This window comes from Citrobacter sp. KTE151, assembly GCF_000398845.1.
Taxonomy (GTDB): domain Bacteria; phylum Pseudomonadota; class Gammaproteobacteria; order Enterobacterales; family Enterobacteriaceae; genus Citrobacter; species Citrobacter braakii.
In genome coordinates, this window is the sequence record NZ_KB976068.1 from 136,732 (window position 1) to 161,785 (window position 25,054).

Below are 25,054 nucleotides of genomic sequence, written 5' to 3' on the forward strand. Positions count from 1 at the left end.
CTGTAAAGGGAGCATATAGATGAGCATGTCCGACGATAGCCAAAACGCATCAACTGCCGGTAAGTGTCCTTTTCATCAAGGCGGTCACGATCAGAGCGCGGGAGCAGGAACGAATAACCGCGACTGGTGGCCAAATCAACTCCGCGTTGATCTTTTAAACCAACATTCCAACCGTTCGAACCCGCTGGGTGAGGACTTCGACTACCGCAAAGAGTTTAGTAAACTCGACTATTCTGCCCTGAAAGGGGATCTCAGAGCCCTTCTGTCCGAATCTCAACCGTGGTGGCCCGCTGACTGGGGAACCTATGCCGGATTGTTTATCCGCATGGCATGGCACGGCGCGGGAACCTATCGCTCTATCGATGGACGCGGTGGAGCGGGTCGCGGACAGCAGCGTTTTGCACCACTGAACTCCTGGCCGGACAACGTCAGCCTTGATAAAGCACGTCGTCTGCTGTGGCCAATCAAGCAGAAATATGGTCAGAAAATTTCCTGGGCCGACCTGTTTATCCTCGCGGGTAACGTGGCGCTGGAAAACTCAGGTTTCCGTACCTTTGGCTTTGGTGCCGGTCGTGAAGATGTCTGGGAACCGGATCTCGACGTAAACTGGGGTGATGAAAAAGCCTGGCTGACTCACCGTCACCCGGAAGAGCTGGCAAAAGCGCCGCTGGGCGCCACCGAAATGGGCCTTATTTATGTCAACCCGGAAGGGCCGGACCATAGCGGCGAACCGCTTTCTGCGGCAGCGGCTATTCGCGCGACCTTCGGTAACATGGGAATGAACGACGAAGAAACCGTGGCGCTGATTGGCGGCGGTCATACGTTGGGCAAAACCCACGGCGCAGCAGCGGCATCGCACGTTGGCGCCGATCCAGAATCCGCACCGATTGAAGCGCAGGGCCTGGGTTGGGCCAGCAGCTACGGTAGTGGCGCGGGCGCGGATGCAATTACTTCCGGTCTGGAAGTGGTGTGGACGCAGACGCCTACCCAATGGAGCAACTATTTCTTCGAGAACCTGTTCAAATATGAGTGGGTGCAGACTCGCAGTCCGGCAGGCGCGATTCAGTTTGAAGCGGTTGACGCGCCAGAAATTATTCCCGATCCGTTTGATCCGTCGAAAAAACGCAAGCCGACGATGCTGGTTACCGACCTGACGCTGCGTTTCGATCCTGAGTTTGAAAAGATCTCTCGCCGTTTCCTGAACGATCCGCAAGCGTTCAACGAAGCGTTTGCCCGTGCGTGGTTTAAACTGACGCACCGCGATATGGGGCCAAAATCGCGTTACATTGGACCGGAAGTGCCAAAAGAAGATCTGATTTGGCAAGACCCGCTGCCGCATGCGTTCTTCAACCCAAGCGAAGAAGATATCCTGAAGCTGAAGGCGACCATCGCTGCTTCCGGACTGTCCGTGGGCGAACTGGTATCGGTAGCGTGGGCTTCGGCATCGACTTTCCGTGGCGGGGATAAACGTGGCGGCGCTAACGGTGCGCGTCTGGCGCTGGACCCACAACGCGGCTGGGATGTGAATGCCACCGCGGCACGCGTTCTGCCTGTGCTGGAAGGTATTTATAAGTCTGCTCATACTGCCTCGTTGGCCGATATTATCGTGCTGGCCGGTGTTGTCGGTATCGAGCAGGCGGCTAGCGCTGCGGGTGTCAGCATCAAGGTGCCTTTTGCGCCGGGTCGTGTGGATGCGCGTCAGGATCAAACGGATATTGAGATGTTTGAACTGCTTGAGCCGATTGCCGATGGTTTCCGTAACTACCGCGCTCGTCCTGACGTGTCGACCACCGAGTCGCTGCTGATCGACAAAGCGCAGCAGTTGACGCTAACCGCACCGGAAATGACCGTGCTGGTGGGCGGTATGCGCGTACTGGGCACCAACTTTGATGGTAGCCAGCACGGCGTCTTTACCGATCGCCCTGGCGTACTCAGCACTGACTTCTTCGTCAATCTGCTGGATATGCGTCATGAGTGGAAGGCGGTTGATGAGTCACAAGAGCTGTTTGAAGGTCGTGACCGTTCGAGCGGCGAAGTAAAATACACCGCAACTCGCGCCGATCTGGTGTTTGGTTCTAACTCTGTACTGCGCGCAGTGGCTGAAGTTTATGCCTGCAGCGATGCTCACGAGAAGTTCGTGAGAGATTTCGTTGCCGCATGGGTGAAAGTGATGAACCTGGATCGTTTCGATCTGCTGTAACAGACCATGCCGGATATCGCTTGTGCGGGTCCGGCATAGTATGAACAAAAAAATCCCCGCAATTGCGGGGATTTTTATTGGTCGGTTATTCCCACTCTTGCAGGTAACGTTGACCGTACTGGTCAGCCACCAGCAGGGCGGCATACACCTGGTCCGGCGTTGCGCCGCCAGGCATGTTGTGGATGGTTTCGCCTTCGGCACAGGCAGCTTCAGCCACAATGCGCATTTTCGCCGGAATATCCTGTTTGATGTCCAGTTGCGCCAGGGTAATCGGCAGGCCAACGGAATGACACAGCGCCGCAACGGTTTCAATTTCATCGACCGGCGCGTTTTCCAGGACCAGTTGTGTCAGCGTGCCGAAAGCCACTTTCTCGCCGTGGTAATAGTGATGCGCATCCGGGATTGCCGTCAGACCGTTATGGATGGCGTGCGCCGCCGCCAGACCGCCGCTTTCAAAACCGACGCCGCTCAGATAGGTGTTGGCTTCAATAACGCGCTCCAGCGCAGGCGTTACCACGTGCTGCTCGGCGGCCAGCATCGCTTTTTCACCTTCTTCTATCAGCGTATTAAAGCACAGCTCAGCCAGCGCCAGAGCCGCCTGAGTGCACTGACCGCCCGCCATGGTGGTTGCGCCGCTGCGTGAACAGGCACGTGCTTCGAACCAGGTCGCCAACGCATCGCCAATGCCCGCGGCTAACAGACGCGCCGGTGCGCCTGCGACAATTTTGGTATCAACAATGACCCTGTCCGGGTTATTGGGCAGCAGCAAATAGCGATCGAATTCACCGGCATCGGTGTAAATAACGGACAGCGCGCTGCACGGTGCATCGGTAGAGGCGATGGTTGGCGCAATGGCGACAGGCACGCCCATAAAGTGCGCCAGCGCTTTGGCAGTATCCAGCGTTTTACCGCCGCCAATACCAAGTACTGCGCCACATTGCGCTTTTTCTGCCACGCCGCGCAGACGGTCGATTTCGTTTTGTGAACACTCGCCGCCAAACGGTGCAATCTCCAGCGCCAGTCCGGCATCCTGGAAGCTTTTTTCCAGTGCGCCCTGGGCAAAGCCTAAGACAAACTTGTCCCCAACGACCAGCCAGCGCTCTGCCAGTGGTTTGAGGTAGTTGCCAAGACGGGTAATAACATCGGCACCCTGGATGTACTTACCAGGTGATTGAATAATGCGATCCATACTTTATTTCCCTCACAGGTTGATGTGACCAAATGTATTGTTCCAGTCATGTTCAAACTTCTCTATTGCTGACTCTACCGCAGGGGTATTGAGCATTTGTTGCGCTACGTCTAATGGCAGGGTGATTGCTTCGCATCCTGCCAGTAAGCAATCCAGCGCCTGACGAGGGGTTTTAAAGCTGGCTGCCAGTACCATGCTGTTTGGCGCATGCAGTTCCAGTAACGTTTGCAGTTCTTGTACCGTGCGAATTCCGTCGCCGCCCTGCGCGTCAATACGGTTAACGTAAGGCGCGATATATTTCGCCCCCGCCAGCGCTGCCAGCAGCCCCTGAGAGGCACTGTACACGGCGGTTCCCAGCGTGGTGATACCCTCTTTTTTCAGCATCTTGATTGCGGCCAGACCTTCGGATGTCACCGGGATTTTTACCACCAGACCGGGGACCGCGTTGCTCAGACGTTTGGCTTCCTCCACCATGCCTTGTGCGTCGCGGCTCATGGTTTGGGCAAACAGAATGCCCTCTTCGCCAATGGCGTTTTGCAGGCGCGGCAGCACATCCCAGATGGATTCTTTGCTTGCTGCCACAATGCTTGGGTTGGTGGTGACACCCGCGATTGGGAAGATGCGTGCCAGACGTTCGACTTCCGCGACGTTGGCGGTATCAAGGTAAAGTTCCATACAAAAACACCCTCTTTAAAGTTCAAGTTCATGTTGCAGCAGGCTGGCGATAGCGTCGGCAGAGGCGGCGTTAACCAGCGCGTTACGGAATTCTTCATGCATAATGCGGCGTGCCAGACGCGAGAAAATACGCATATGCTGGTCGCCAGCGGCGTGTTTGTTGAGCGTCAGCATAATAATGAACTGCGCATCATCATCACCCCAACGTACCGGCGCTTGCAGGCGCGCTACGCTGATAGTGGACTGCTCAATATGTTCTGATTTGCTGTGTGGAATGGCGAAGCTAAAACCTAATCCGGTAGAGAAGACCGCTTCGCGCGCCCACAGATCGGCTTCCAGTTTACGCGGATAGCGGCAACGACCTGCCAGCAGGAGGTTGTCGGTCATCCCTTTGATGACCTCCTCTTTACTACGCCAGTCGCTATCCAGCGTGATGCACTCGGCGGTAACCAGAGGGGTATCCTGTTGAGTCATGCGGAACTGAGCCAGCAGATGTTCGACCTCCAGCGACGTTCGACACGCCATTGCTTGATTCAGCAACTGACGGCAGGCGCGGCTGTCAAGTTGCGCCATCCGCGCTTTGGCGGCGGGAATGGAGGGAGCGCTCATGCTGATCTCGTCCAGACCCAGTCCCACAAGCAGCGGTAGCACTGAACCTTTAGCGCCAAGTTCGCCGCACAGGCCAATCCATTTCCCCTGCCGATGTACCGCCTGTACGGCGTAATCCAGTGCGCGCAAGAAGGCTGGATTCAGGCTGTTGTAATGGCGGGTAACTTTGGCGTTGTCGCGGTCGACCGCCAGCAGATATTGCGTCAGGTCATTACTGCCAATACTAAAGAAATCAATTTCTTCGCAGCATTGATCGATGATGAACATCACTGACGGAACCTCCAGCATGATACCGAGCGGGATCTTCTCATCAAACGGGATGTGTTCAGTACGCAGTTGCTGTTTAGCTTCGGCCAGCTTCTCTTTGACCCACAGGATCTCTTCCATAGAGGAGATCATTGGGATCATGATTTTCAGGCTACCGTGCGCTGATGCGCGCAGGATCGATCGCAGTTGTGTGGTAAACAAAGCGGCGTATTCTTCATAGATACGCACCGCGCGATAACCAAGGAACGGGTTGGCTTCGGCAGGAATATTCAGGTAATCAACGGGTTTATCACCACCGATATCCATGGTGCGCACAATGATGCTGCGTCCCTGCGCGGGCTCCAGCGCCTCGCAGAAAATGTTGTATAGCTCGTTCTCATCCGGGGCACAGGTACGGTCCATATACAGCATTTCCGTGCGAAACAGGCCAACCGCTTCCGCACCGTTGCCAAAGGCTGCTTGCGCTTCCACGGAATGGGCGATGTTGGCGGCGACTTCCATGCGGATGCAATCACCCGTGCGCGCCTCCTGGGTCAGCCAGATACGTTGTTGTTCTCGAATGGCATCCTGGATACGGGCTTCCTGCTGGTAGTAACGTACGACGGATTCATCAGGGGCAACAATGACCGCTCCTGCGTTACCATCGATATAAACCGTTTGCTGCAGCCATGGCATTAAGGATTCAATATCCACGCCAACCAGCGTAGGAATGTTGAATGACCGGGCGAGAATCACCGTGTGTGAAGTGGTACCGCCGCTTTTTAACAGCAAACCTTTCAGCAATGTTTTGTCCAGTTCGAGGAACTGGCTCGGTGTGAGCTCGTCCGCCATACAGACCGTAGGCTGGGTTAGTTTTCCCGGCGCAGGGAAACGCTGCTCTCCATAAATTTGCTGCAGAAGCTGGAAGCAGACATCGCGCACATCCAGCGCACGTTCCTGTAAATAACTGCTGCTGGAGCGGGCGAATTCATCACAAAAATGTCCGGCACTTTCGACAATCGCCTGGGCGCAGCTTAACCCGCGAGATACTCCAGCGAGCAGGTGCTGACGCAGTGAGAGGTCGCTTGCCAGCGAGCTGTGTGCTTCCAGAATCGCACTGGTTGCGCCGTCGCTGTCGAGTAACCGAAACGCAATATTCTTCATCAGCAGCGTTAAGCCGTTATCCAGTGCCGCCTGCTCGGTTTCAATATCTTTAGCGGATGGGAGATTGTTAAGGGCGTTGAGATCCAGCGAAGAGAGCAGACTCAGAATGCCTCCCGCACTGCCGCTGCAGACGGTGCGAGCGCGAAAAAGCTGTGGGTTTAGATTGGTGAGGGATGCAGGAAGTGGCTCCAGCTCGTTGCTTTTGGCTTCCGCTAGCGGTGCATCGCAGTGTGGAAATTCATTACGTAACCATTGGGTTAAATGCTGGTGGGCTGCCTGTTCATCTGCACCGGAAATCAGCAACTGGCAGCTATCACCCGCCAGAGTATCGGTGCCAATCAGTGCCAATGCGCTCTTGGCGTTACCCCTACGTTCGGTACGCAGGTTGTGCCACTCAATGTGTGAAGTAAAGGTGTTGCACTGCGTTTCTATGTGACTTGCCGGGCGCGCATGTACGCCATTGGGCAGCTCACAGGTAAATTCCACAATCAGGGCCATAGCCTCATCTCCCATAACGATTTCTCGCTACAGGATAAAAGGGCAACGCCTGAGCCTGCCATCTGACAAATCTGCCAAAAACTGGATAAATGTAATGTAACCATCAAAGTGAGATATCCCTCACAAGTCAGTATGTCCTCTATAAATTCCGAGAAACTACAAGTTATGAGGCGGATCGCATTTTTGCGCTGACATTACAAAAGTCCAGCAAATGGCCTTTTTATCCACTGTTTGCGCCGCGTCGGATTGCCTATTGTTTTCCGCAACAAGTTTATGGATATGGGCTTTAGGCAGCCTGGGAGCGACTTATGAAAGAGTTGGTACAAATCCTGAAAAATACCCGTCAACACCTGATGACGGGTGTTTCGCATATGATCCCCTTCGTAGTCGCGGGTGGAATTTTGCTGGCGGTCTCCGTCATGTTGTATGGCAAGGGCGCGGTACCGGATGCTGCGACCGATCCTAATCTCAAGAAACTGTTTGATATTGGCGTCGCAGGGCTGACGTTGATGGTGCCATTCCTTGCCGCTTACATTGGTTATTCCATTGCTGAACGTTCTGCTCTCGCCCCTTGTGCGATTGGCGCATGGGTGGGAAACAGCTTCGGCGCAGGTTTTTTCGGCGCGCTAATTGCCGGGATTATTGGCGGCATCGTCGTCCATTATCTGAAGAAGATCCCCGTACATAAGGTGTTGCGATCGGTAATGCCTATCTTCGTTATTCCTATTGTCGGCACCTTTATCACCGCAGGCATCATGATGTGGGGCCAGGGAGAACCCGTTGGCGCGTTAACCACTAGCCTGACCGAGTGGCTGCAGGGTATGCAGCAGGGCAGCATCGTGCTGCTGGCGGTAATTATGGGACTGATGTTGGCCTTCGATATGGGGGGGCCGATTAACAAAGTTGCCTACGCCTTCATGCTGATTTGCGTGGCGCAGGGGGTTTATACCGTGGTGGCAATCGCCGCGGTAGGGATCTGCGTGCCGCCGCTGGGCTTAGGTTTGGCGACGCTGATTGGTCGTAAGAATTTCTCTTCTGAAGAACGTGAAGCCGGTAAAGCCGCGCTGGTGATGGGCTGCGTTGGCGTAACGGAAGGCGCAATTCCTTTTGCTGCCGCCGATCCGCTACGCGTTATCCCATCCATTATGGTGGGTTCCGCCTGCGGCACGGTAACCGCCGCGCTGTTTGGTGCGCAGTGTTATGCCGGCTGGGGCGGGCTGATTGTTCTGCCGGTCGTGGAAGGAAAATTGGGTTATATCGCGGCGGTTGCCGTGGGGGCTGTAGTGACCGCTGTGTGCGTTAACGTACTGAAAAGTCTGGCGCGGAAAAAAGTGTCTCAGGTCGACCAGAAAGAAGACGACCTGGATTTAGATTTTGAAATGAATTAAGTGAGGAATGAGTCATGACCAAGATTATCGCAGTAACTGCATGTCCTTCTGGCGTTGCCCACACCTATATGGCCGCCGAAGCGCTGGAAAGCGCCGCTAAAGCCAAGGGGTGGGAAGTAAAGGTTGAGACTCAGGGGTCGATCGGTCTGGAAAACGAACTGACCGCGGCGGATGTGGCAGAAGCCGACATGGTCATTCTGACCAAAGACATTGGTATTAAGTTTGAAGAGCGTTTTGCGGGCAAAACTATCGTTCGTGTCAACATCAGCGATGCAGTGAAACGTGCCGACGCCATCATGAACAAGATTGGCGCACACCTTGCGCAAACCGCATAACGGTTTGTTTGCCGGAGGGGGGGGCGACTTATCCGGCCTACTGATACGTAGGCCAGATAAGCACAGCGCCATCTGGCATCAGTTTTTCTACAGGAGTTCCTCATGACTAACCGTATCCAACGTTTAAAAAACGCTCTGTTTCAGAATAACCGCGAAATTTCGCTTGAGCGTGCGCTGCTATATACCGCCAGCCACCAGCAGACGGAGGGAGAGCCGGTTATTCTGCGGCGGGCGAAAGCCACCGCATATATTCTTGAGCACGTTGAAATATCGATTCGTGATGAGGAACTGATAGCCGGGAACCGTACCGTTAAACCGCGGGCGGGCATAATGTCACCGGAAATGGATCCTTACTGGCTGCTCAACGAACTGGAGCAGTTTCCAACCCGTCCGCAGGACCGTTTTGACATCAGCGAAGAGGATAAACATCTCTATCGCGATGTGCTGTATCCGTACTGGGAAAAGCGGTCGATGAAAGATTTCATCAACGGTCAGATGACCGATGAGGTAAAAGCCGCTGTCCGTACGCAGATTTTTAGCGTTAACCAGACGGATAAAGGTCAGGGGCATATCATTATTGATTATCCACGCCTGTTGAATCTCGGACTTGGCGAACTGGTAGCGCAGATGCGGGCGCCTTGTCTGCAGCAGCCGGATAACCACTTTTATCAGGCTGCGCTGCTGCTGCTTGAGGCTTCGCAAAGCCACATTCTACGTTACGCCCTGCTGGCAGAAAAAATGGCGGAAAACTGCCCGGATGCGCAGCGACGTCAGGAATTGCTGACGATTGCGGAAAACTCCCGGCATAACGCTCAGCATAAGCCGCAAACCTTCTGGCAAGCATGTCAGCTGTTCTGGTACATGAACATTATTTTGCAATATGAGTCCAACGCCAGTTCGCTCTCACTCGGACGCTTCGACCAGTATATGCTGCCGTTTTATCAAACCTCGCTGACGCAGGGGGAAGATCCTGCATTCTTAAAAGAAATCCTCGAATCGCTATGGGTGAAATGCAATGACATTGTACTGCTGCGATCCACCAGCAGCGCGCGTTATTTCGCTGGCTTCCCAACGGGTTACACCGCACTGCTTGGGGGATTAACGGAGAATGGTCGTAGTGCGGTAAACGTACTGTCGTTTCTCTGCCTTGATGCTTATCAGAGCGTACAACTGCCGCAACCAAATCTCGGTGTGCGCACGAACGCGTTGATCGATACGCCGTTCCTGATGAAAACGGCACAGACCATTCGCCTCGGGACCGGCATCCCGCAAATCTTTAATGATGAAGTGGTGGTGCCTGCATTTCTTAACCGTGGCGTCTCGCTGGAAGATGCGCGAGATTACGCGGTAGTCGGCTGTGTCGAGCTGTCTATTCCAGGCAGAACATACGGTTTGCACGACATCGCCATGTTTAATCTGCTGAAAGTAATGGAAATCTGCCTGCATGAGAACGAAGGCAATCGCGCGCTGACGTACGAAGATCTGTTGAAGCACATTCGTGCCAAAATCAGCCACTACATTACGTTGATGGTCGAAGGCAGTAATATCTGCGATATCGGTCATCGCGACTGGGCGCCGGTGCCGCTGCTCTCCTCGTTTATTAGCGATTGTCTGGATAAAGGGTGTGATATTACCGACGGCGGCGCGCGTTATAACTTCTCCGGCGTACAGGGGATCGGCATTGCGAACCTGAGCGATTCGCTGCATGCGCTCAATGGACTGGTATTTGAACAACAGCGTTTAACTTTTGACGAACTTTTGTCGGTACTAAAAGACAACTTTGCTACCCCGGAAGGCGAGAAAATTCGCGCCAGGCTGATTAACCGCTTCGAAAAATACGGCAACGATATTGATGATGTAGATAACATCAGCGCCGAACTGCTGCGTCATTACTGCAAAGAGGTAGAGAAATACCAGAATCCACGCGGCGGGCAATTTACGCCGGGTTCATATACTGTCTCTGCGCACGTGCCGCTGGGTTCGGTCGTCGGAGCGACACCGGATGGTCGCTTCGCCGGGGAACAGTTGGCGGACGGGGGGCTGTCGCCGATGCTGGGGCAGGATATGCAAGGGCCGACGGCGGTATTGAAATCGGTCAGCAAGCTGGATAACACATTGCTTTCCAATGGGACTTTGCTGAACGTGAAGTTTACGCCAGCCACACTGGAAGGTGAGGCTGGTTTACGCAAGCTGGCGGATTTTCTGCGGGCATTTACCCAGCTCAAGCTCCAGCACATCCAGTTTAACGTGGTGAATGCCGACACATTGCGAGAAGCGCAGCAGCGCCCACAAGATTTCGCCGGACTGGTGGTGCGCGTGGCGGGCTACAGCGCCTTCTTTGTCGAGCTGTCGAAGGAGATCCAGGATGACATCATTCGCCGCACCGCGCATCAGCTGTGAGGTTATTGATCCACGTGGCGAGGACGTCGCGCGTATATTTAATATTCAGCGTTACTCACTGAATGATGGACAAGGTATTCGTACGGTAGTCTTTTTTAAAGGTTGTCCGCATACCTGCCCGTGGTGCGCCAACCCTGAATCTCTCTCCCCACGTATTGAAACAGTACGGCGGGAGAGTAAATGCCTGCACTGTACACCCTGTCTACGTGATGCTGATGAGTGTCCCTCCGGGGCGTTTGAACGTATCGGTCGTGATATCTCGCTGGACGAGCTGGAACGTGAAGTGATGAAAGATGATATTTTCTTTCGCACCTCTGGCGGGGGGGTGACGCTTTCCGGTGGTGAAGTGCTGATGCAAGCGCCCTTTGCCGTACGATTCCTGCAACGTCTGCGGCGCTGGGACGTGCGCTGTGCGATTGAAACTGCTGGCGATGCGCCAGCCAGTCGTTTGTTATCGCTGGCAAGAGAGTGCGATGAGGTGCTGTTTGACCTCAAAATTATGGATGTCCATTTGGCGCGTGAGACCATTAATATGAACCTGCCGCGCGTGCTGGCGAATTTACGACTAATGGTCGCTGAAGGAATTAATGTCATACCTCGCCTGCCGCTGATTCCGGGCTTTACGATGAATGTAGAGAACACGCAGCAGGCGTTGACGCTGTTGTCATCATTGGGCATAAAGCAGGTGCACCTGCTACCGTTTCATCAATATGGCGAACCGAAATACAACCTGCTCGGATTACCCTGGTCGATGAAAGAAGTGCCCGTCCCGTCGGCGCAAGAGATAGGTTTTATACGTAAGATGGCAGAATGCGCCGGATTTCAGGTAACAGTAGGAGGATAGTATGGCCATCGCACCTGTACGATATCTGGTTGCTGTCACCGCGTGCGTAAGCGGCGTGGCCCATACTTATATGGCTGCTGAACGGCTGGAGAAACTCTGCCAGCAGGAGAAATGGAGCATCAAGATTGAAACTCAGGGCGCGTTGGGTACCGAAAATCGCCTGACGGAAGAGGATATTAACCGTGCTGATGCGGTGTTGCTCATTACCGATATTGAACTGGCAGGAGCAGAGCGATTTACGCAGAGCCGATACGTCCAGTCGGGCATTAGCGCATTTCTGCGTGAGCCGCAGCGGGTGATGAGCGCCGTGCGAAAGCTGCTTTCTGCGCCACAGCACACACATCTTACTTTGGATTAGCTTTTATCTCCGTCAGCTGGCTGTGGTATTGCCGACGATATTCTGACGGCGAACGTTCGGTATTTTTGCGAAACAGGCGGCAGAAATAGTTGCTGTCAACAAACCCACAGGTGTGCGCCACTTCTTTGATCTTCAGCTCATAACCCTTCAGCAGCGTTTTCGCGTGTTCCAGTCGCGTGTGATTCAGGTATTCGTTAAACCCGATAGCGCCCGTTTTTTGAAACAGGTGGGAGAGGTAATTGGGTGAGATGTAAAACGCCTGCGCGACGGATTCTCGGGTGAGCGGCGAAGCGTAGCGTTCATCAATATAGTCGCGAATGGCTTCGAAAAGCGCCTGACTGCGTGATGCGGTCTGGATCTGGCTGCCCAGCAGATCGCGGCAATGGCTCAGTAAGCTCGCAACGATTAGCCTGGCGGTTTGTTGCTCCTGCGGTTGCATCTGCATTTCATTGAGCGTTTGCAGCAGGAAAGAGCCAATTCGTGGCCCACGTCGCGCGACGTGCTGGCGGGTAAGATTTTGATACTGCTTGCCGTCCCACTGGACGATGCTGAAACCCAGTTGCTGTTTGCCGAACAGAATGCTGAGTGTGGTGACCGGTGTGAGCCATTGCGGAAAGTTCCAGCCGCCAGCCGGAACGAATAGCACATCGCAAGGCAGTAACGTCGCGGATGCGCCAGCAACTCCGTTATCGGTGAACTCACCTTCCAGCACAATTTCCAGCCGGGGAAAATCGACCTGATACGCCAGCTCCGGCGTTGAGCTACTGGTGCTGGCAAAATAAACCTGTCGCAGCGGCGTGGGGCCGTTAATCAGGCGGGAGAGAAGATGGCTGACGTCGTGATACATGTTAATCCCTTGCAGGCAGCAGACAGGGGAAACAGTAACCGCCATCATAAAAAAAGGCCACTCTTTAAGAGTGGCCGATACGAGTATTACTGATTACCGATTTGATCGCCGTACGGCAGGCTATCGTAATCAATCAGGGCATTCTTTTTGTACGGATTGCCAATCCAGCGGGTCGTCTCTTTGAACTGCGGGCTGGTAATGGATCGGGTCGGATCGAAACCGTCGTAGGTGAATCCCGCTAAATCAGACCAGGTGTGGATAAGCTCTGAGCTGCTGTATTTACGATTCACATCCTGTGAGAAGTCACGCGGGTGTGCAGCCTGCCATTTTTCAGAGGTCCACAGCAGGAACGGCACCGTATACATATGGCGCGTCGGGTTGTCTTCATTACGACCCTGCGTTTTATGCGGTGGCGTATCGTATACCTCCTCCCCGTGATCGGAGAAGTAGAGCAGGAAGCCGTTCGGATCTGTCGCTTTATAGTCTTTGATCAGAGTGGCAATGATATGGTCATTGTAGACATTCGCGCTGTCGTAATCGTTGTATGCTTCCAGTTCATCATTATCCAGACCAGCAGGAACATGGTCGACATTGTTATCGAATTTACCCTGACCATCCGGATAGCGGAATTTGTACTTAATATGCGTACCCAGCAGATGCACGATGATGAACTTTTTCGGTGCCGGGTCGGCCAGTACTTCTTTAAATGGCGCCAGCACATTGCTGTCATATTCGCGCGCACTTTGCGTACGCTGCTGATTCATATAGAACTGCTTATCCGTCTGCTTAGAGAACACGGTCAGCATGGTGTTGCGGGCCGTCATCGTCTGCTGATTGGTGATCCAGAAGGTTTTATAACCTGCCTGTTTCATCATATTCATCAGAGACGGTTGAGTCAGGTACAGGTCCGGATTCTTCTCGTTGGCGAAGGTCAGCGCCTGCTGCAGGATTTCAATGGTGTACGGACGTGAGGTCACGACATTATTGAATACGGTGAAGTTAGGATCGGATTTATGCAATGCATCCAGTTCTGGCGTCGTTTCGCGCGGGTAACCATACAGGCTCATGCGACCACGCTGCGTTGACTCGCCAATGACCAGCACCAGCGTACGTGGAGCATCGCCGGAGTTATCTTTGAAGTTAGCCAGCGGCGGCAGGGCATTGTTCTCATTCAGCAGGCTATTGAGTGAGGTCAACTGCTGACGGTACTGATAATACCCGGAGATGAATTGCCACGGTGCGGCGGGCTCCATACGTGAGGCGAGACCATTTAACGTTTTTTCAAACGGCTTGTGTTTGATGAAAGTGTTAACGGCTATCGGATGCAGAATCAAACCGTATAACAACGCAAACGACACCAGATAGCGCCAGGGTGATGGAATATGAACAGGGCGCAGACGCGTCCACAGCAGAATAGCGATAGCCGTATAGGCCAGGGCGATAAGAACAATTTTTAGGCTGAAATACTGGCTGAGATATTCGCTGGCTTCGTTCGCATTGGTTTCAAACATCACATACAGAACGCTTTGCGAGAACTCTTGTCCGTAGATGACGTAATAGCTCAGAGCAGCCAGTGAGGCCGCCCATAGCACCATGCCAATGACGGCAGCAATAATACGGATACGGTTTGGAAATAAAAATACCGGGATTAACCACAGCGAACTGAATAGCAAGGAGTCGCGTAATCCATTAGTTCCGCTATATCCGGTTATACAAATAACGGCCTGGAGTAAAGTGGAAAAAAACCAAAAATAGAGGAGCGCCCAACCCAGGGCTTTCCAGCTAAATTTAGGTTTAGACTGGAGTTGTAAGGATTGCATAATGTGAGCCTGTCTTTAATCGTAGCGCCAAGAGTAGCGACTTAATATTAAGAGGAACTTAAGCATCACGATCTTAGGATCGTGTTTTGCTGTTGATATATTCACAATGTGAATATATTAAGGCGGGAATATATTGAAAAAGAAGCGGTTATGACAGCAGTTTTTGTTGTCGCCTTCGTACAATAGCACGAAGGCGACGAGGGGGGGGGACGTTAGCCTGTATTACGCATGCCGGCTGCGACACCAGCGATTGTCACCATCAGCGCTTGTTCAACGCGCGGATCCGGTGCATTGCCTTGCTCTTCCGCCAGGCGTGAGCGGTGTAACAGCTCAGCCTGTAAGACATTCAGCGGGTCAGTATAAATATTTCTTAACTGAATGGACTCGGCAATCCACGGCAGGTCGGCCATCAAATGTGAGTCGTTGGCAATCGCCAACACGACATCGATATCGGCTTCCAGGCGCTGACGCAGCTCTTCACCCAGCGGCCACAGCTCTTTTTTGACCAGGCGCTGATCGTAGTATTCTGCCAGCCACAGGTCTGCTTTGGCGAAAACCATTTCCAGCATGCCAAGACGTGTGGAGAAGAATGGCCAGTCGCGGCACATTGCTTCAAGTTCGCTTTGCTTACCGTCTTCAACCACTTTTTGCAGTGCGGTGCCTGCACCCAGCCACGCCGGGAGCATCAGGCGGTTCTGCGTCCAGGCAAAAATCCACGGAATGGCGCGCAGAGACTCTACCCCGCCGGTTGGGCGGCGTTTTGCCGGACGTGAACCGAGCGGTAATTTACCCAGTTCCTGCTCTGGCGTTGCGGAGCGGAAGTAAGGGACGAAGTCTTTGTTTTCACGCACATATCCACGATAGAGCTCACAGGAAATATCGGAAAGCTCATCCATGATATGACGCCAGTTATCTTTCGGCTCTGGCGGCGGTAACAGGTTGGCCTCCAGAATTGCTGCGGTATACAGCGACAGGCTGCTGATGGTCACTTCCGGCAGGCCGTACTTAAAGCGGATCATCTCCCCTTGTTCTGTCACGCGCAGACCGCCTTTCAGGCTGCCTGGTGGTTGAGAGAGCAGCGCCGCATGCGCAGGCGCGCCACCGCGACCAATGGAGCCACCGCGACCGTGGAACAGCGTCAGTTCGATACCGGCTTTTTCGCAGGTTTTGATCAACGCGTCCTGTGCCTGATATTGCGCCCAGGAGGCCGCCATCACGCCTGCATCTTTTGCGGAGTCAGAGTAGCCAATCATGACCATCTGTTTGCCCTGAATAAAGCCACGGTACCAGTCAATGTTCAGGAGCTGGGACATGACGTCATCGGCGTTATTGAGGTCGTCCAGCGTTTCAAACAACGGGGCAACCGGCATAGCAAAACCGATACCGGCTTCTTTCAGTAGCAGATGTACGGCCAGTACATCCGATGGCGTTTTCGCCATTGAGATAACATAGGCGGCAATAGAGCCATACGGGGCTTCGGCAATGACCCGGCAGGTGTCGAGCACTTCGCGGGTGTCGTTGCTCGGCTCCCAGTTACGTGGGAGCAGCGGACGCTTGGAGTTCAGCTCGCGGATCAGGAAAGCCTGTTTATCCGCTTCCGACCAGTTTTCGTAGTCGCCAATGCCCAGATAACGGGTCAGTTCGCCAAGGGCTTCAGTGTGACGGGTGCTTTCCTGACGAATATCAATACGTACCAGCGGTACGCCGAAACATTTCACGCGGCGTAGGGTGTCGAGCAATTCGCCATTGGCGATAATGCCCATGCCACAGGTCTGCAGAGACTGATAGCACGCATATAGCGGGTCCCAGAGCTGTTCGTTTTGGGTGAGAAGTCCCGCAGGTTTCGGTAATTTCTCGCCTTTCAGACGGGCTTCCAGCCAGGCCTGGGTTGCCATCAGACGTGAACGCAGGGTTTTCATCAGATAACGGTAAGGTTCTGCTGCGCCTTCTTCGCCCACAAGCGCCAACAGTTCCGGTGTAGCATCCACCATCGACAGCTCAGAAATCAGAAACTGAATGTCTTTCAGGAACAGATCGGTCGCTTTCCAGCGGCTGAGTAGCAGCACGTGACGGGTGATATCCGCCGTTACGTTCGGGTTGCCATCGCGGTCGCCGCCCATCCAGGAGGTAAAGCGAACCGGGACAAAATCAACGGGCAGCTTATAGCCCAGATGCTCTTCCAGTTGTTCGTTCAGCTCGCGCAGATAATTCGGTACGCCTTCCCACAGGCTATTTTCAACCACCGCGAAGCCCCATTTGGCTTCATCAACCGGGCTTGGGCGCAGCTTGCGGATTTCATCCGTATGCCAGGACTGGGCAATCAACTGGCGCAGACGGCGCATCAGCTGATGGCGCTCGTAATCGACGAGGTCTTTGTTATCAAGTTGCTTGAGACAGGCGTTCACTTCACCCATTTTATGGATCAGCGTACGGCGGGTGATCTCGGTCGGGTGGGCGGTGAGAACCAGCTCCAGGGAGAGAGATTCGACGGCTTTTTTGATGGTGGCTTCATCGAGGTTGGGCTGCTCTTTCAGTTTACGCAGAGTGCGAGCAATCACTTCCGGGTTGCTGGCTGCTTCGCCTTTTGGCGAAATGCTGTGGTACTGCTCGGCGGTGTTGGCCAGGTTCAGAAACTGGCTAAACGCGCGGGCAACCGGCAGCAGCTCGTCGTTAGACAGGTTTTGCAGCGTAGTGAGCAGCTCCTGGCGATTGACTTCATTGCCGGCGCGGGATGATTTGGACAACTTACGGATTGTTTCTACGCGGTCAAGAATGTTCTCTCCCAGCGCATCCTTGATGGTCTCCCCCAGCACTTTGCCGAGCATACTGACATTACTACGCAACGCGGAATATTGTTCGTTCATATTAACCCAGACACCCCATCTTTAATTTATGCGTCCTGTATCTTTCGCGCGACATCGGCGTTGGCTGCGCTTGCCCACCCGGTCACTTACTTATGTAAGCTCCTGGTATGAGCTCGCTTGCCGCCTTGCTGTGACACGAAATCTCTCGGACTTTGTATGTTAGCCGTCTTTTATAAAGCCACGTAAAAGTCGTGACGTCAATTGCTGCGAAATCGGTTCAGCAAACGAAAAAATGACGGGAATTTACGTTATTTAATTCACATCGAATCAAATAAGCTTTGCTTATGGAAATGTTAATAAATTACCTCGCTTACCACTAAAGGGTTAGCGAGGCGATAAGCGGTTAATGCCAGCAGAAATGATGCACAACCTGGGTGATCAATTCGCGGGTTGGCTTAATAAAACGAGTTTCCAGATACTCATCCGGCTGATGCGCCTGATTAATGGAGCCAGGCCCTAACACCAGCGTCGGGCAAAGCGTCTGGATAAACGGCGCTTCGGTGCAGTAGTTCACCACCTCAGTCTGTGCGCCCAGCAGTTTCTCAACCACTTGTACCAGTTGATGATCCGGTGGGCACTCATAGCCTGGAATTGGCGGATGCAGCTCCGACACCGTCAGGCGACCCGGCCAGCGCTCGCTGACCGGGGCCAGCGCGTCGTTAAGTAAGCCATTGAGATCGTTAAGCGTCATGCCGGGCAGTGGGCGAATATCCATATGCAGCTCGCAGCAGGCGCAGATTCGGTTAGCAGCGTCGCCGCCGTGGATGTGACCCAAATTTAACGTCGGATACGGGACGGTAAAAGCATCATGGTGATAGCGCTCTTTCAGGTCATCGCGCAGATTCATGATATGGCCGATGGCATCATGCATCAGTTCAATGGCATTCACGCCACGAGCCGGATCGCTCGAGTGACCCGATTGCCCCAAAATGCGAATCGCATTAGAGATATGACCTTTGTGAGCGCGGACAGGTTGCAAAGAAGTGGGTTCGCCAATGATCGCGCAGTCCGGGCGTAAAGCGGTGGTTTCAGAGAAATAACGCGCTCCCGCCATGCTGGTCTCTTCATCGGCAGTGGCCAGAATGTACAGGGGCTTTTTCAGTTGAGTGACGTCGACGTCACGCAGCGCGTCGAGGATAAAGGCGAAGAAGCCTTTCATATCCGCCGTACCCAAACCGTAGAGCTTATTGTCATGCTCGGTCAGGGTGAACGGATCGCGCGTCCAGCGTCCGTCGTCAAAGGGGACGGTATCGGTATGGCCCGCCAACAACAAACCACCGGCTCCCTGTCCAATGCTTGCCAGCATATTGAATTTATTGCGTGTGTCGGGAACCGGCTGAACCTCCACATTAAAGCCTAAATCTTTGAACCAGCCCGCCAGCAGAGTGATTAAACCTGCATTACTTTGGTCGAGCGCTTCTTCGGTGGCGCTAATCGACGGCATGGCAATCAGAGCGCGGTATATCTCGATAAATGGCGGTAAATTGTTTTTCATTGTTGACACACCTCGGGTCATGATAGTATCAATATTCATGCAGTATTTGTGAATAAAAATACATTAACGTTGAGCGTAATAAAACCCACCAAGTGTAAGGTGAGGTGATAAAGGCTTATATCTGGCAACAGAATCTAAGAAGGTGAGCAGCCCCGATGTTGAATACGCTGATTGTGGGCGCCAGTGGCTATGCCGGCGCAGAGCTTGTGACCTATGTAAATCGCCATCCTGATATGACCATAACCGCTTTGACCGTCTCAGCGCAAAGCAATGATGCAGGAAAATTAATCTCCGATTTGCATCCGCAGTTGAAAGGCATTGTCGATTTACCGTTACAGCCAATGTCAGATATCAGCGAGTTTAGCGCAGGGGTGGACGTTGTGTTCCTCGCAACGGCACATGAGGTGAGCCATGACCTGGCCCCGCAGTTTTTGCAGGCCGGATGCGTGGTGTTTGACCTCTCGGGCGCGTTTCGCGTAAACGACGGCGCGTTCTATGAAAAATATTACGGCTTTACCCATCAGCATCCCGACCTGCTGGAGCAGGCGGTTTATGGACTGGCGGAGTGGAGCGCAGACCAACTGAAAGACGCGAATCTGATTGCCGTGCCGGGTTGCTACCCGACGGCGGCGCAGCTGTCGCTGAAACCACTGATTGATGCCGGGCTGCTGGATCTCAGCCAGTGGCCGGTAATTAACGCCACCAGCGGCGTGAGCGGCGCGGGACGTAAGGCGGCTATTTCCAACAGCTTTTGTGAGGTGAGCCTGCAGCCGTATGGCGTGTTTACCCATCGCCATCAGCCGGAAATCGCTACTCACCTTGGTGCGGAGGTGATCTTCACCCCGCATCTGGGCAACTTCCCGCGCGGAATTCTGGAAACCATCACCTGCCGTTTGCAAGCGGGCGTAACCCATGCGCAGGTGGCTCAAACGTTGCAACAGGCGTATGGCGATAAGCCACTGGTGCGTCTGTATGACAAAGGCGTTCCGGCGCTGAAGAACGTGGTTGGCTTACCGTTCTGTGATATCGGGTTTGCCGTACAGGGTGAGCACCTGATCGTGGTGGCAACTGAAGACAACTTATTGAAAGGCGCGGCGGCACAGGCGATGCAGTGCGCAAATATTCGTTTTGGCTTTGCTGAAACGCAGTCTCTTATTTAAGGGTGCAACGATGAATCCATTAATTATCAAGCTGGGCGGCGTTTTACTGGATAGCGAAGAGGCGTTGGAGCGTCTGTTTACCGCACTGGTGAATTATCGTGAGTCGCACCAGCGACCGCTGGTCATTGTGCACGGTGGCGGCTGCGTGGTTGACGATCTTATGAAGCAGCTGAACCTGCCGGTGAAAAAGAAAAATGGTCTGCGCGTCACGCCAGCCGATCAAATTGACATTATTACCGGCGCCCTGGCGGGAACAGCGAATAAAACCTTACTGGCCTGGGCGAAAAAGCACCACATCGCATCCGTGGGTCTGTATCTTGGTGATGGCGATAGCGTAAAAGTGACGCCGCTCGATAAAGCGCTGGGTCATGTTGGACTGGCGCAGCCGGGTTCGCCTAAGCTGATTAACACACTGCTGGAAGGCGGTTTTCTGCCGGTAGTTAGCTCCATTGGCGTTACTGAAGACGGACTGCTGATGAACGTTAATGCCGATCAGGCGGCAACGGCGCTGGCGGCAACGCTGGGTGCGGATCTGATCCTGCTCTCTGACGTAAGCGGTATTCTGGATGGTAAAGGCCAGCGTATTGCCGAAATGACCGCCGCGAAAGCGGAACAACTGATTGAACAAGGTATTATTACTGACGGCATGATCGTGAAGGTCAATGCGGCGCTGGATGCCGCACGCACGCTGGGCCGCCCTGTGGATATTGCCTCCTGGCGTCATGCCGAGCAACTTCCGGCGCTGTTTAACGGCATGCCAATTGGCACGCGGATTTTAGCGTAAACTATTTTGTACCCGATGGCGGTTACGCCTTATCGGGCCTACGTGAACCGAACCTGTACGCCGGATAAGCTAAGCGCCATCCGGCGTTGAAATTCAAGATATTAAGGAAGCAAGTTATGGCACTTTGGGGTGGGCGTTTTACACAGGCAGCAGATCAGCGGTTCAAACAGTTCAACGACTCGTTGCGTTTTGACTACCGCCTGGCAGAACAGGATATTGTCGGCTCTGTGGCCTGGTCTAAAGCGCTGGTAACGGTCGGCGTACTGACTGCCGATGAACAGCTGCAATTGGAAGAGGCGCTGAACACTCTGCTGGAAGAGGTTCGCGTTAATCCGCAGCAGATCCTGCAAAGCGATGCCGAAGATATTCATAGCTGGGTGGAAGGTAAGCTGATTGATAAAGTCGGCCAGCTTGGTAAAAAACTGCATACCGGACGTAGCCGTAATGACCAGGTCGCGACCGATCTTAAACTGTGGTGTAAAGACACGGTTATTGAATTACTGTCGGCCAACCGTCAGCTGCAAAGTGCGCTGGTGGTGACGGCAGAGAATAACCAGGACGCCGTTATGCCGGGTTACACCCACCTGCAACGTGCGCAGCCGGTGACGTTTGCTCATTGGTGTCTGGCCTATGTCGAAATGTTGGCGCGTGACGAGAGCCGCCTGCAGGACTCGCTCAAGCGCCTGGACGTCAGTCCACTGGGCTGCGGCGCGCTGGCGGGTACGGCGTATGAAATCGATCGCGAGCAGCTGGCCGGTTGGCTGGGCTTTGCCTCGGCGACGCGTAACAGTCTGGACAGTGTTTCTGACCGTGACCACGTGTTGGAGTTACTCTCCGACGCTTCTATCGGCATGGTGCACCTGTCGCGTTTTGCTGAAGACCTGATTTTCTTTAATACCGGCGAAGCGGGATTTGTCGAGCTGTCCGATCGTGTAACTTCGGGTTCATCTCTGATGCCGCAGAAGAAAAACCCGGATGCGCTGGAGCTGATCCGTGGGAAATGTGGTCGCGTGCAGGGTGCGCTGACCGGCATGATGATGACCTTAAAAGGTCTCCCGTTGGCATACAATAAAGATATGCAGGAAGACAAAGAAGGGCTGTTCGATGCGCTCGACACCTGGCTGGACTGTCTGCATATGGCTGCGCTGGTGCTGGATGGCATTCAGGTGAAACGTCCGCGTTGTCAGGAAGCGGCGCAGCAGGGTTATGCTAACGCCACCGAGTTGGCGGATTATCTGGTAGCAAAAGGCGTCCCGTTCCGCGAAGCACACCATATTGTGGGTGAGACGGTGGTCGAGGCGATTCGTCAGGGCAAACCGCTGGAAGCGCTGTCGCTTGCCGACTTACAAAAGTTCAGTCAAGTGATTGGCGATGACGTTTATCCGATCCTCTCGTTGCAATCGTGCCTGGATAAACGTGCGGCGAAAGGCGGCGTGTCGCCACAGCAGGTGGCGCAGGCGATCGACTACGCGAAGGCGCGGCTGGTGTAAAAAAAAGAACCCCGTCGCTGTGAGCTGACGGGGTTCTGACTTTATGCGAAAAGGATTATTTCAGCATATCTTTCGTAACAACCAGTTTGGCTACGGTTGCCGGATTCGGTGTAACACGTTCAACGACAATGGTTTCACCTTCGGAGATGTCTTTTTCAGCAGACGTTACCGTGGTGATATCTCCCGCTGCTTTGACAGAGCTGTAATAGCATTTACCGTTGTCACAACTGAAGATGTAGTTACCGTTTTTCGCGTCGCCCATCACTTTCACGACCCATGCAGAACCATTTGTCGGTTTCCAGCCCAGCGCTTTGGTGTCAAAATCAACAACCACATTCGGCACGCCGTTGATTTTTTTAACCGTCAACGATTTCACTTCACCGGCATCCTTGACCGGATTGTTACCTTCCAGCATATCCTTCGTCACGGTGACCTGCGCCAGAACTTCAGGATTCGGGTTGGTGCGTTTAACGGTGATCACTTTTCCTGGCGCCAGCACGTGGGATAAATTACCTGATCGCACCGCGCTTTGCGTACCGTAGTTGTAGCGATAGCTGGAGTAGACACTGCTGCCAGAGGTGGAGAAGACATATTTACCATCCACATCCACCGAGTACTTGTTACTGCCGCTCAGCTTACTGGTATCGAGATTCACATTGACGCGCTGCTGCCCATCAAAAACATCGACATAAACCGCTTTCACATCACCGGCAAGATCGGTAGACGCTTCATCTGCGGAATTATCGTGAGTAAACGGCGCAAATATCTGGCTGTAAGCGTACATCGGCGCCTGCTGTGCGGTCATGCCGCTGTGCTCCGGGCTGACCTGCTTCGCCACGCCCGGCTGATCGCGTGCCATTGACCAGGCGCCAATCATGCCGAGGTCGCGTTTTTTCGCATCTTCCATTACCAGTTTCGCATCGGACAGATAGAACACTTCGCCCTGCACATCGTTGTAACCGATCATCGGGGTGGTGCCCATCATGGCGTTGATCTCTTTGTCAGATTTCTCTGGCCAGATTTTCTTCAGCTGGGTGAACATGTTGTCGATGGCGGACGTGGCGCATTTACCGTGAATGTTCTGCCCTTCGGTGCCGTCTGACTGACAGACGGCGTTACCGTAGTCCATGGTCATCACGTTAATACCTGCCAGCTCAACGCCGACATGGCGCGCATTTTCCAGCACATACAGACCTTCAGCCGTCAGACCGGTCGGCAGAATCGGCAGGGTGTACCAGATACCCACTTTGCGACCTTCCTGCTTCCACTGCTCCTGAACTGCTTTCACCGCCTGGTTGCGACGATCGATGGAATCATGATCGGCCACCCATGTGCCTTCGATGTCAAAATCCAGCACGTTCAGGTTCAGGTTATCCACGATGTCGTAATAGTGTTTTTGCAGATCGCTCACATTCTTACAGGCCGCTGCCAGCGGAGAGTTATTCGCTCCGCCAATGGAAACCATCACATCGCCACCGGCTTCACGCAGCGCTTTTATTTTGCTGTATTGCGCGTAATCCTGCAGGTTATAGGCAGTCCCCCAGGTTGGGATGCACTGATCGCCACTTTTCGCGACGACAAACGCCATGGTGAAGTGGGTAATGTTCTGCTCTTTCGCCAGTTTCGCCAGATCCGGGATGCTGTTCAGGCTAAAGTCGACGTATGGCGCATAAACGTGGGCAGGCCACGGATTTTTCGGTGTGCCTACGCGATCTTTGGTGCCTTTCCAGTCGGTATAAATCGCCCACGGGTTGGTATCATTCGGCATAACGCCTTTGACTTTCGTCTGAGCGATATAAGGCATTCCCTTGTACACCACCAGTTTGCCGGGTTCGTAAATCGCGACGGAGTTGAGCTGTGGCGCGTTATTTAATTGTTCCTGGGTGTATTCGACCGTTGGGCCTAATGGTTTCCACGGACGGCCATTGGTGCTGGTCGGGTTCTGGTTGCCTGCAATAGAAGGATTGTCGCCAACGGTATAGAACAGTGCTTCATAAGACTGGCCGTCAACTTTTACCTTATCTCCTTTGTTGTAAACCTGGCTGGCACTCCAGGTGGATACGGGCGTGTAGAGTACCCACGGATTGCTGGCACCCGGGGCAAAAGAATAAGCCGGAACGGCGGCTTGCGCTTCATATGTCACATTCTGATAAGCGACAATATCGCCTTTGGCGTAACTTTTTTCGGCGCTGAAGGCATCTTGGGCTACCGGCGTGGCGCTGCCTGCGTCACAGGTGGTTGGGTTACCGTATTGGTCTATTTCCGCTTTTGTAGCATTACGCACGTAACCCCACGGATTATCCCAGTTGTCTGCGGATGCGCCCTGCGGACAATTATCGGCATTTACATACCAGCGGTTACTATAAACTTTACTGTCAAAAATAACTTCAATGGTGTTTTCACTTGCCTGACCGCTCCAGGCTTCCAGGGCGAATGCGTTTGCAGTGCACGACATCAGGCCTGCCGCGAGAAAATATCGCGAAATAGTATTGAGTTTCATAAAAGATTCCATTCGATAAATATTAAAAAAATATGGCTGAATATACTCTAAATAATTAGAGCAACGAGGAAATGAATGTCCTTGCGATTTGCCATATATTGAATAGCTTGCGAATATTATTGATTCACCTGGTGTGTCGTCAAATATATAAATGATACAAAATGTTTTTGATTATTTTAATTTACTAT

17 protein-coding genes are annotated in these 25,054 nt (G+C 53.4%); 9 read left to right on the forward strand and 8 right to left on the reverse strand.

What is annotated here, in order from left to right; genetic code table 11:
* Window positions 1-19 precede the first annotated feature (19 nt).
* On the forward strand, window positions 20-2,200 hold the full coding sequence (gene katG / locus WC7_RS00955) for a catalase/peroxidase HPI (RefSeq protein ID WP_016155274.1): 2,181 nt from the start codon (window positions 20-22) through the stop codon (window positions 2,198-2,200).
* An 85-nt stretch (window positions 2,201-2,285) separates the two neighbouring features.
* Here katG and WC7_RS26895 read toward each other — a convergent pair whose 3' ends face one another.
* Genes WC7_RS26895 through ptsP form a run of 3 tightly spaced genes read right to left on the reverse strand, consistent with a single transcriptional unit; the run spans window position 2,286 to window position 6,581 of the window.
* A complete protein-coding gene (locus WC7_RS26895; RefSeq protein WP_016155275.1) occupies window positions 2,286-3,389 on the reverse strand; it encodes a bifunctional L-1,2-propanediol dehydrogenase/glycerol dehydrogenase in 1,104 nt (367 codons plus the stop codon).
* A gap of 12 nt (window positions 3,390-3,401) precedes the next feature.
* Window positions 3,402-4,064: a fructose-6-phosphate aldolase gene (fsa, locus tag WC7_RS26900; protein WP_016155276.1), complete on the reverse strand. Its 663-nt coding sequence runs from the start codon at window positions 4,062-4,064 to the stop codon at window positions 3,402-3,404.
* Between the two features lie 15 nt (window positions 4,065-4,079).
* Window positions 4,080-6,581, reverse strand: a complete 2,502-nt coding sequence (gene ptsP / locus WC7_RS00940; protein ID WP_016155277.1) for a phosphoenolpyruvate--protein phosphotransferase — start codon at window positions 6,579-6,581, stop codon at window positions 4,080-4,082.
* Between the two features lie 308 nt (window positions 6,582-6,889).
* On the opposite strand from ptsP, the gene WC7_RS00935 reads away from it, so the two are divergent.
* The 5 genes from WC7_RS00935 to WC7_RS00915 all read left to right on the forward strand — a co-directional run bounded on the left by WC7_RS00935 (window position 6,890) and on the right by WC7_RS00915 (window position 11,906).
* Window positions 6,890-7,969, forward strand: coding sequence for a PTS fructose transporter subunit EIIC (locus WC7_RS00935; protein WP_016155278.1), 1,080 nt, complete (start codon window positions 6,890-6,892; stop codon window positions 7,967-7,969).
* 14 nt (window positions 7,970-7,983) lie between these two features.
* The gene (locus WC7_RS00930) at window positions 7,984-8,304 is read left to right on the forward strand and encodes a PTS fructose-like transporter subunit IIB (RefSeq protein ID WP_016155279.1); all 321 of its coding nucleotides are present in this window, start codon (window positions 7,984-7,986) and stop codon (window positions 8,302-8,304) included.
* Window positions 8,305-8,406: 102 nt separating this feature from the next.
* The gene (locus tag WC7_RS00925) at window positions 8,407-10,704 is read left to right on the forward strand and encodes a formate C-acetyltransferase (protein ID WP_016155280.1); all 2,298 of its coding nucleotides are present in this window, start codon (window positions 8,407-8,409) and stop codon (window positions 10,702-10,704) included.
* A complete protein-coding gene (locus tag WC7_RS00920) occupies window positions 10,670-11,548 on the forward strand; it encodes a [formate-C-acetyltransferase]-activating enzyme (protein ID WP_016155281.1) in 879 nt (292 codons plus the stop codon). The genes WC7_RS00925 and WC7_RS00920 overlap by 35 nt, the downstream gene beginning before the upstream one ends.
* Before the next feature lies 1 nt (window position 11,549).
* The gene (locus WC7_RS00915; protein WP_016155282.1) at window positions 11,550-11,906 is read left to right on the forward strand and encodes a PTS fructose-like transporter subunit IIB; all 357 of its coding nucleotides are present in this window, start codon (window positions 11,550-11,552) and stop codon (window positions 11,904-11,906) included.
* Here WC7_RS00915 and WC7_RS00910 read toward each other — a convergent pair.
* The 4 genes from WC7_RS00910 to argE all read right to left on the reverse strand — a co-directional run bounded on the left by WC7_RS00910 (window position 11,893) and on the right by argE (window position 18,932).
* A complete protein-coding gene (locus WC7_RS00910) occupies window positions 11,893-12,753 on the reverse strand; it encodes a helix-turn-helix transcriptional regulator (protein WP_032947284.1) in 861 nt (286 codons plus the stop codon). The genes WC7_RS00915 and WC7_RS00910 overlap by 14 nt on opposite strands.
* An 86-nt stretch (window positions 12,754-12,839) precedes the next feature.
* The gene (locus WC7_RS00905; protein ID WP_016155284.1) at window positions 12,840-14,573 is read right to left on the reverse strand and encodes a phosphoethanolamine transferase CptA; all 1,734 of its coding nucleotides are present in this window, start codon (window positions 14,571-14,573) and stop codon (window positions 12,840-12,842) included.
* 212 nt (window positions 14,574-14,785) lie between these two features.
* Window positions 14,786-17,437: a phosphoenolpyruvate carboxylase gene (ppc, locus tag WC7_RS00900; RefSeq protein WP_016155285.1), complete on the reverse strand. Its 2,652-nt coding sequence runs from the start codon at window positions 17,435-17,437 to the stop codon at window positions 14,786-14,788.
* A gap of 343 nt (window positions 17,438-17,780) precedes the next feature.
* Window positions 17,781-18,932 (reverse strand): acetylornithine deacetylase, encoded by a 1,152-nt coding sequence (argE, locus tag WC7_RS00895; protein WP_016155286.1) that lies wholly within the window; start codon window positions 18,930-18,932, stop codon window positions 17,781-17,783.
* Window positions 18,933-19,087: 155 nt separating this feature from the next.
* Here argE and argC point away from each other — a divergent pair, with 155 nt between their 5' ends.
* The 3 genes from argC to argH all read left to right on the forward strand — a co-directional run bounded on the left by argC (window position 19,088) and on the right by argH (window position 22,366).
* Complete coding sequence (argC, locus tag WC7_RS00890) at window positions 19,088-20,092, forward strand: N-acetyl-gamma-glutamyl-phosphate reductase (RefSeq protein ID WP_016155287.1); 1,005 nt, start codon at window positions 19,088-19,090, stop codon at window positions 20,090-20,092.
* A gap of 10 nt (window positions 20,093-20,102) precedes the next feature.
* Window positions 20,103-20,876, forward strand: coding sequence for an acetylglutamate kinase (gene argB, locus WC7_RS00885; RefSeq protein WP_016155288.1), 774 nt, complete (start codon window positions 20,103-20,105; stop codon window positions 20,874-20,876).
* Window positions 20,877-20,992: 116 nt separating this feature from the next.
* The gene (gene argH / locus WC7_RS00880) at window positions 20,993-22,366 is read left to right on the forward strand and encodes an argininosuccinate lyase (RefSeq protein WP_016155289.1); all 1,374 of its coding nucleotides are present in this window, start codon (window positions 20,993-20,995) and stop codon (window positions 22,364-22,366) included.
* A gap of 55 nt (window positions 22,367-22,421) precedes the next feature.
* On the opposite strand, the gene WC7_RS00875 is transcribed toward argH, so the two are convergent.
* A complete protein-coding gene (locus tag WC7_RS00875) occupies window positions 22,422-24,866 on the reverse strand; it encodes a glycosyl hydrolase family 18 protein (RefSeq protein WP_016155290.1) in 2,445 nt (814 codons plus the stop codon).
* Between the last annotated feature and the right edge of the window lie 188 nt (window positions 24,867-25,054).

Excerpts from the sequence above, each read along its gene's own strand:
- WC7_RS00915 (WP_016155282.1), top strand. The coding sequence starts at position 11,550 with ATGGCCATCGCACCTGTACGATATCTGGTTGCTGTCACCGCGTGCGTA.
- katG (WP_016155274.1), top strand. The coding sequence starts at position 20 with ATGAGCATGTCCGACGATAGCCAAAACGCATCAACTGCCGGTAAGTGT.
- WC7_RS00935 (WP_016155278.1), top strand. The coding sequence starts at position 6,890 with ATGAAAGAGTTGGTACAAATCCTGAAAAATACCCGTCAACACCTGATG.
- WC7_RS00925 (WP_016155280.1), top strand. The coding sequence starts at position 8,407 with ATGACTAACCGTATCCAACGTTTAAAAAACGCTCTGTTTCAGAATAAC.
- WC7_RS00910 (WP_032947284.1), bottom strand. The coding sequence starts at position 12,753 with ATGTATCACGACGTCAGCCATCTTCTCTCCCGCCTGATTAACGGCCCC.
- WC7_RS00875 (WP_016155290.1), bottom strand. The coding sequence starts at position 24,866 with ATGAAACTCAATACTATTTCGCGATATTTTCTCGCGGCAGGCCTGATG.
- WC7_RS00920 (WP_016155281.1), top strand. The coding sequence starts at position 10,670 with ATGACATCATTCGCCGCACCGCGCATCAGCTGTGAGGTTATTGATCCA.
- argE (WP_016155286.1), bottom strand. The coding sequence starts at position 18,932 with ATGAAAAACAATTTACCGCCATTTATCGAGATATACCGCGCTCTGATT.
- argB (WP_016155288.1), top strand. The coding sequence starts at position 20,103 with ATGAATCCATTAATTATCAAGCTGGGCGGCGTTTTACTGGATAGCGAA.
- argC (WP_016155287.1), top strand. The coding sequence starts at position 19,088 with ATGTTGAATACGCTGATTGTGGGCGCCAGTGGCTATGCCGGCGCAGAG.
- fsa (WP_016155276.1), bottom strand. The coding sequence starts at position 4,064 with ATGGAACTTTACCTTGATACCGCCAACGTCGCGGAAGTCGAACGTCTG.
- ptsP (WP_016155277.1), bottom strand. The coding sequence starts at position 6,581 with ATGGCCCTGATTGTGGAATTTACCTGTGAGCTGCCCAATGGCGTACAT.
- ppc (WP_016155285.1), bottom strand. The coding sequence starts at position 17,437 with ATGAACGAACAATATTCCGCGTTGCGTAGTAATGTCAGTATGCTCGGC.
- WC7_RS26895 (WP_016155275.1), bottom strand. The coding sequence starts at position 3,389 with ATGGATCGCATTATTCAATCACCTGGTAAGTACATCCAGGGTGCCGAT.
- argH (WP_016155289.1), top strand. The coding sequence starts at position 20,993 with ATGGCACTTTGGGGTGGGCGTTTTACACAGGCAGCAGATCAGCGGTTC.
- WC7_RS00930 (WP_016155279.1), top strand. The coding sequence starts at position 7,984 with ATGACCAAGATTATCGCAGTAACTGCATGTCCTTCTGGCGTTGCCCAC.
- WC7_RS00905 (WP_016155284.1), bottom strand. The coding sequence starts at position 14,573 with ATGCAATCCTTACAACTCCAGTCTAAACCTAAATTTAGCTGGAAAGCC.